8 protein-coding genes are annotated in these 7,082 nt (G+C 57.5%); 2 read left to right on the plus strand and 6 right to left on the minus strand.

All coding sequences use genetic code 11. From position 1 onward, the window contains the following. Positions 1 to 283: 283 nt before the first annotated feature. Positions 284 to 532 (minus strand): photosystem I iron-sulfur center protein PsaC, encoded by a 249-nt coding sequence (gene psaC, locus ACVWXZ_RS14000; protein ID WP_011432199.1) that lies wholly within the window; start codon positions 530 to 532, stop codon positions 284 to 286. 213 nt (positions 533 to 745) lie between these two features. On the opposite strand from psaC, the gene ACVWXZ_RS14005 reads away from it, so the two are divergent. Further along, entirely contained in the window at positions 746 to 1,138 is a 393-nt protein-coding gene (locus ACVWXZ_RS14005) for a hypothetical protein (protein ID WP_414407368.1), read from the plus strand. Positions 1,139 to 1,164: 26 nt separating this feature from the next. Here the strand turns inward: ACVWXZ_RS14005 and ACVWXZ_RS14010 are convergent, their stop codons facing one another. The 5 genes from ACVWXZ_RS14010 to ACVWXZ_RS14030 form a co-directional block, all read right to left on the minus strand. Then, positions 1,165 to 1,527, minus strand: coding sequence for a DUF3493 domain-containing protein (locus tag ACVWXZ_RS14010; protein WP_011432201.1), 363 nt, complete (start codon positions 1,525 to 1,527; stop codon positions 1,165 to 1,167). Between the two features lie 3 nt (positions 1,528 to 1,530). Next, the gene (locus tag ACVWXZ_RS14015) at positions 1,531 to 2,172 is read right to left on the minus strand and encodes a hypothetical protein (protein ID WP_011432202.1); all 642 of its coding nucleotides are present in this window, start codon (positions 2,170 to 2,172) and stop codon (positions 1,531 to 1,533) included. Between the two features lie 135 nt (positions 2,173 to 2,307). After that, positions 2,308 to 3,609: a gamma-glutamyl phosphate reductase gene (locus ACVWXZ_RS14020; protein ID WP_457402948.1), complete on the minus strand. Its 1,302-nt coding sequence runs from the start codon at positions 3,607 to 3,609 to the stop codon at positions 2,308 to 2,310. A 137-nt stretch (positions 3,610 to 3,746) separates the two neighbouring features. Continuing rightward, the gene (locus ACVWXZ_RS14025; RefSeq protein ID WP_414374957.1) at positions 3,747 to 4,199 is read right to left on the minus strand and encodes a hypothetical protein; all 453 of its coding nucleotides are present in this window, start codon (positions 4,197 to 4,199) and stop codon (positions 3,747 to 3,749) included. A 57-nt stretch (positions 4,200 to 4,256) separates the two neighbouring features. Next, positions 4,257 to 5,558 (minus strand): hypothetical protein, encoded by a 1,302-nt coding sequence (locus tag ACVWXZ_RS14030; RefSeq protein WP_414350140.1) that lies wholly within the window; start codon positions 5,556 to 5,558, stop codon positions 4,257 to 4,259. A 328-nt stretch (positions 5,559 to 5,886) separates the two neighbouring features. Between ACVWXZ_RS14030 and gshA the strand changes: the two genes are divergently transcribed. Beyond that, positions 5,887 to 7,041 (plus strand): glutamate--cysteine ligase, encoded by a 1,155-nt coding sequence (gshA, locus tag ACVWXZ_RS14035; protein ID WP_414374961.1) that lies wholly within the window; start codon positions 5,887 to 5,889, stop codon positions 7,039 to 7,041. Positions 7,042 to 7,082: the final 41 nt, after the last annotated feature.

Consider the following 7,082-nt stretch of genomic DNA (forward strand, 5'->3'; position numbering starts at 1 on the left):
TGCTCAAGTAATCTCTCTCCTTGGGGCGACTGTAAACTCGCCTGAAATTCCGAAACTTAGCTGTCCTCTGGGGCCGCTAGGGATTGGGATAAAGCTCGCACCCTGCGCATAGCGCGGGTGTCGGGTAGTTTACCAAACAGCTTAAGACCTGCCATACGCCACAGCCTCTCCCCGGAAGAGGGAAAGGCTGGAACTGGGTTGGGAAGTAAACTGCTTTTCTGGTACTCTGGAATACTTGTGCTCTGTGGGCAGTTGAGAGTGGGGTTGCGGCCAGGTGCCCCCATCAGTAGGCTAAGCCCATGCTGCGGGTGGTTTCGGGGCCAAGGTAGACTCGGATGCTCAGAAAATCGGTGGGACAAGCGGTTTCACAGCGTTTGCAGCCAACGCAGTCTTCGGTGCGGGGAGCGGCAGCGATCATGCCAGCCTTGTTGTTCCCCTTCCAGGGCACCATCTCCAACACGTCGGTGGGACAAGCCCGCACACACTGAGTGCAGCCGATGCAGGTGTCGTAGATCTTGACCGAGTGAGCCATTAGCGTTCTCCAGTCGAGCAGGTTGAAACGTTAAAAAGAGGTTTACCGAATCCGCAGGGCAGCAGCATCGCTGCGCAAGTGCCCTCAGTGTACAGTAGTCCTGGGAAGCCTCCAAAATCTCCGATCCAAATGTTCAAACAAATTTACATCCGGTGGGGTCGTCCTCTGAGCTGATGGGAAGGTTGCTAGGGTTGGGCTAGGATCGGCCTGAAGATGACAGGACAAGGGATCCCGAACATGGGGCGCTCGGTGCAAGATTGGCGAAGGCAAACTCAGGGCAATCTGCGTCGTCTGGGGCCAATTTTGCTGGAGATCTTCGAGGAAAACGTCCCTCGCCTACGCCGCTGGGATCAGCAGCTCACCGATTGGGTGCGCAGCCGCCGCTGGGGGGTGGATCCGTCTCTGCCCAAGGTGGCTATCTATGTCCTGGGCGCAGTGGTGATCCTGGCGATCCCACTTCTCACGTTTGTGGCTTTGGGGGCCTTTCTGACCTTTCTGGGTGTCCAAATTGTCCAAAAGTGGTCACAAGGGGATCCCGCTCGCCAAACTCAGCGCCGCTATCTGCGCAGTGCTGACGCGGATGATGATGACTTTGATCTGGATTGAGAAAGGGGCTGCGGGGAATGGGCGGGCTAACTGTCCGCCGACCGTTGGGGCTCCTGGGAGTCTTGCTGCATGCCCAAGCGTTGTTTGACCTGTCTGATCACCTTCTGGTGAGAGCGGTTTTCCAGCCTGTTTAGGCCGATGGCGCCGGCCAGGATCCCCAACTGTAAGGCCAAGCTGGGCAAGGTGGTGTTCAAGTCCCGTCCCGCCAGGGCTCGAAAGAAAAACACAAACGCCCCGATGGTAGCCGAGAACCCCACCGCCAAGTAGATGAAGCGCCGCAAGCTGCGGTAGGGAGCGGCCAGCTCCGTCAACAGCCTCACCTGCTCTGCTGAAGAGGGATCCCGGCGTTGCGACAGGGGCGATCTTGGCTTGGGATCGGAGTCTGCCATTGGCTACACCTCCTCAGGCAACAAGAGGGGCTCCCGACCGGAAACCCCCGCCAAAACGGCTTCGGCAGCGCGGCAGGCGGCCAGAATATCTCGCTCTTCCCCTCCCAAGTACACGCGGCCAAAGCTACCGAAAGGCATCACTTCTAGGATGTTGATCTGGGCAGATTTTTCTGCCTCGTTGGCAGCCAGGGGGGCATAGCCTGCCGGTTGCACCTCCAGGATATAGAGGGTTTGGCCAGCCAGGAGCATTTGGCCACGGCGGGAACGGTTAATCAACTGGGTTTGGTGGGGATCGATGTTGCGGATGATCTGGCTGGAGATGATGCGGGGCTTGAGGCGCTCCTGTTCACTCACCCCCAAGGCAGCCAGAATCGCCCGTCCGGCGGTGCGGGTATCCCCTTGGTTGCTGGAGTGTACTTCCAGAAGGCCGTAGAGGCGTTCCACCACCTGCAGCCCCGGCCTCACCGAGGTGGCCTTCAGGGCAATATCCATAACGCGGTTGATCTCGATGCCGGGGGAAATCTCGACCCACAAAGAAGTGTCCCCAGGCAGGGGCAAAAAGCCGTAGGCTACTGTGCCCAGATAAGCAGCATACTGGGGTTGCAGCCGATCCAAAAACACGTAACTGCGAAGGTCGATCCCCAAAAAAGTCCTCCCTTTGGGCTCAGTTGGATGTTGAGCTGATGGCGATCTACATTCTCATTCTCCAGCCTCATCCCAGCTCTTGGATCTTGGGCAGACCGGCCAACCTTGGCGCATCAGTTGGGTTGCTGCCCGGCTCTACAGATCGCCCTGAGCCACCACCTTCACCGTTGTCAGGGCTTCCACGTCGATGGGCCCGCGCACGTGCAGCCGCTGGGTAGAAATGCCCAAAGACAGGTCGCGAAACGCTCCCAACGTGGGGATCCCAGCTCCCCGGCCTGCCGAGAGGGGGGAAGTGTTGATGTGGATCAGGGCGGCATCTACTTCCTGGAGAAAGCGCTGGGCCGCCGATTGGCTATCGGTGAGGATCGTCTCCGATTGACGGCAACCATTTTTGTTAATCCAGGCGATCGCCTCCGTCAGGTCGGCAATGGGCTGCAGGCGCAGATGAGGCCGTTCTGTCGAGTCAAAGCCTTGCCCAAGCGGCTGGAGCTGCGGGAACTGTTCCAGAATGGGGGCGGCTGCCTGTACAGCAATCCCGTGACCCAGCAAGTCCTCAATCAAGGCGGTCAGATGGTTGGTGGCCCAATCGGTGTGGATCAGCAGCCAGAGGGTGAGAGGCTGATAGATGGGGATCCCTTCTGAGCCATACTGGGCGAGGGGATCCAACAAAGCCGATTTGACCAAGGGCCAAGGGGCAGTGCGATCCAGATAGATGTGGCCGTAGCCCAAATGGGTGGCCAGAGTCGGCACTTTGCTGGCCTGCAACAGGAACTCCACCCAGCCGGGGCGACCGCAGGGAATCACCAGGTCGAGGTAGCGGGTTTGCTGTAGCAACGGCAACAGTGGGGAATCTGCTTGGGGATCTGCGGTTCGGTCTTGGGCGGGCAAGGTTTGAATGGCCCCTTCCGGGATCCCGTGCTCATAAGCCGTCTCTGCCAACAGGTTGACCATAGCCTGGTGAGTTTTCTGGATGGGACCGCTGCTGGCCAAAATCACGCCATTTCCTGTTTTTAGGCACATGCCAATGCCATTTAAGGCAAACTCGGGGTAGATTTCGTAGACCAGAGCAATCAACCCCAACGGGACGCGGTAGCGGCCAATAAACAGGCCATTCTCCTGGCGGTGCCCTTTCTCCAGCTTGCCAATGGGATCCGGCTGCTGGGCCAGGAGAGTCAGCAACTGGGCGGATCGCTGTAGACGCTCGGGGGTGAGCTTCAGGCCGTTGAGGATCCACTCCGGTACGGTTTGCTCGCGGCAACTTTCCAGGTCGAGGGTATTGGCTTCCAGGAGCAGATCGGAGCGCTCCAACAAACACCGCGAGAGAGCCAGCAGGGCCTGGCGCTTGGTTTGGCTGCTCAACCGCTGCATCTGCGGTAGTAAGCGGCGTACCTGTCGCAGAGTGGTACCTAAGTCAAAGTCTGAACCGAAATCTGTCACTTGAACTTCTCCCGCCTAGCCCATTAGAGACAGACCCGCTGCGTTCTCCAGACCACTGCTAACAAGAAATGGTTGGATCCACAAGTGCTGGGGCTGCCAATTCTGGAGACCAGTCGCTGGAGAAAATCTCACTCACCTCAGGGCCGCCGCAGCAGCAGGATCGCCGTTACCATCAGCAGCGTTAGCAACAAGCCGAGAATCATGAACCAACTGAGCAACTGGGTTTGGTTTGGGAAGAGCACTGCGCCGATGAACCCAACCGCCAAGACAATGCCCAAGCTGAGGGTGAGGCCCAAGAGCGCGGATCCCTGTAGGGTGTTTTCCCGCCGCAACACCCATTGGTAGCCGTTCCAGAACCACATTTTGCGATAGGGATAAGAAACGGCCAGTTGCTCGATGTACAGGCGGTCGGGGGTAATGGCAAAAATATGCTGGCAACGGCTACACCCAAAGGCTTCGGTTAGGGTGATCAGGCGTAACTGACCTTGGTGGCAGCACGGGCAGGGGTAAATTTTGGTGGGCTCAAGGGTCTGAGCGACACGCGAGGCTGATTTTTGACGGGGAGACTTGCGGGGAGAAGAGAAGGCCACAGCTCTCAGCCGGTGAGAAGTTGGGATCCCTCACATCCTATCTTCAGGAAAGCGGAGTCAAGCCACCCAGAGATGGTGGACGTAGCGCCAGGTGAGGATTTGGTTGAGGGCGAGGAAGATCAAAGCTAGAAGCCCGTAGCCCAGCTTCAGGATAGTGCCAAGATAGCCAAGCACCCTTTGGGGGATGAAGCTGAAATCGGTGTGTTTGGCCCAATGCACCAACGCCAGCACCTGCAGGATGTGAACCGGCAGGCAATAGCGGCTCATGCTTCGCTGGCCCAAGGGGCTCGTACCCGTCAGGGCAATGTAAAACATGGCCCAAGCAGCCAGATGAAATCCCAGCCGCTCCCGCCAACACTGGCTTCTACCTGCCATAACTCCTGCCGCATCCATTAAACCTGTAACAAGCAGGGATCCCAGGGTGGCAGACACAAACAGTTGGCTAAGAGCGTCAGCCCACAGCCCAGGGTCTTTCATCGGTGCAGAAAGAGAGAGTAAGCTTTGCCAGCGTTCGGCGGAAAGGACATATGTGCGAGCTTGGAAAATAGCTTGATAATTGGCTTTCACGCCGGTAAAGTAACGCTGCATTTCCAGGTAGAGATCCCAGCGTCCGAAGCGGAGCTGACAGTAGAGAAAAAAGCCCAGGCCACCCAACAGAGCCAAGCTCGCTGCCATACTCGTCCAAAACCAACGGCGGGCTTGGGTTCTCTCCCCCGCTTTCAGGAGATTCAAAAAAGGGAGCAGCGCCACCGGCAAGCCGACAATCCGAGTAGCACTCATCACCAAGCCGTGGATCCCAGCCAGGAGCATCAGCAGGGGACGGCCCCCGTGAATTGACCAGTAGAGAAAACCCAGTAGGCTGGCCATAAACAAAGATTCGCTGTAGCCCACGACCAGGTAAAAGCTGGTGGGATAAAAGAAGATGAGCAAACTGGCCAAAATTTGCCAGAGGGGGGGAATTTGCCACCTGCGGTAAAGCAGGAAAAGGTAAACCCACATCAGCCAGCAAAAGAGCTGGGCGGTGAGGTAGAGCCCCAGTTCAGGGTCAACTCCCACAAGGTGACTGATTGCGGCCACTGCCAGGGGATAGCCGGGGAAAAAAGCTACGTTGCTCTGCTCATAGGCAATCTTGTCGAAACCCACAAACTGGTACCCCCGCCGCACAATGCTGAGATACCAATAGCTATCCCGCTGACTCAGGGCTGTGAAGGCAGAAGCATAGTCGCTCTCCTCACTCCAGAACGGGATCATGAAGATCTGCAGCACCGTCAAGGCCAAGCTGGGCAACAAGATTTGCCCTAAAAAAGGGGCAAGATGCTGCCGACCTCGCTGCAACAGATGACTGAGAGGAAAGCTCATCGCTGAATCTTTAAAGACGGAGATGTCACTTCGATTTCTTCTTGGTAATCATCTTGGTAATCATCGGCAAGGTTCACCTGCCAGAGGTCGTAGTTCCTTTTTGATCTCCACCCTAAGGCCCTGTGGATTCCTTGCCAAAGTCTAGGACTTTTGAGATACCGCTTGGTTCAATTGACACCCTCTAAGAGTGAGAGTGTAAATATTATAAAACGGCTCTAGAACAGGTCGAGAAACTTCCCCACCACCGGCCAATTCCCTGCCAAAACCTAGGACAATGAGGGGAGAAAGGAAAGGTTAGACTGGTGAGGCTGCGGCTGGAGGCTGGCCTGTGCTGTTGACCAAGGGCTTTGAGGTGGAAATGTACACCGGCACCGCCGCCGGGGAAGTGGTGGGCTTGTCGGATCGCATTTGCCAGGCTTTGCCAGGGTTTGTGCGGGAGCCGGATCGGCGCAACGTGGAGTATATCACCCCTCCCCTTCGCCGCTACGAAGACCTGCTCTGTGCCTTGTTGCGGCCTCGCCTACAGTTGCGGCAATTTTTGCGCCGTCTTGGCCCTTACACCCTTCTGCCAGGGAGCACGCTAGCTTTGGGCGGCAGCGACCACTTCGAGCGGTCGGATCCCGGCAACCCCTACCACGACTACATCGAGCGCACCTATGGCACGCGGGTGGTAACTGCTAGCATTCACATCAATGTTGGCCTGCCAGGTACCGAGGCCATCTTCCGGGCCTGTCGCCTGCTGCGAGCGGAAGCATCTCTCTACCTAGCTCTGAGCGCTTCCTCTCCTTTTCTGGACGGACGGGTGACGGGATCCCACTCCAGCCGTTGGCAGGTGTTCCCCAAAACGCCGGCTCAGGTGCCCTTCTTCCGGGATCACGCCCACTACATTGCCTGGATCCAGGAGCAGCTAGCCTTGGGCACCATGCAGAATGTGCGCCACCTGTGGGCCTCGGTGCGACCCAACGGCCCGGAGCGGCCCTACCATCTCAACCGGGTGGAGCTGCGCATTTGCGATCTGGTGGGGGATCCGGTGATGGTTCTGGCCATTACCGCCTTGGTGGAAGCCCGTCTCTGGCAGTTGCTGGCCCAGCCGGAAGCGCTGGATCCCTTGCGGGGGCCCTTTACCCCGACAGAGCTGGAGAGCCTTTGCGAGGCCAACGAGCAGGCTGCTGCCCGAGAATCGCTGCAATCTCATTTGGTCGATTGGCGGACAGGCCGGGAACGGGCGGCCCAAGAGTGGATCGAAGAGCTGCTGACCGAAGCTTGGCGCATTGGCCAACCTCAGGGCTTAGGCTGTTTTCTAGCTCCCTTGCAAACTCTGCTCCACCAGGGCAATGAGGCCCAACGCTGGCTGAAGCAAGTCAACCAGGGATCCACACCTGCCCAGGTGTACCAACAGGCCATCCAGGAGCTGGCCGAACAAGACCGAGAGAGCATGACTCTAGTCAATAATAAGCTCAACTATACTGAAAATAATGTATAATATGTTCAGTACGGATTACTACCAGTTGATCTTTCTGTTTA

The organism is Thermostichus sp. MS-CIW-38 (assembly GCF_054058415.1).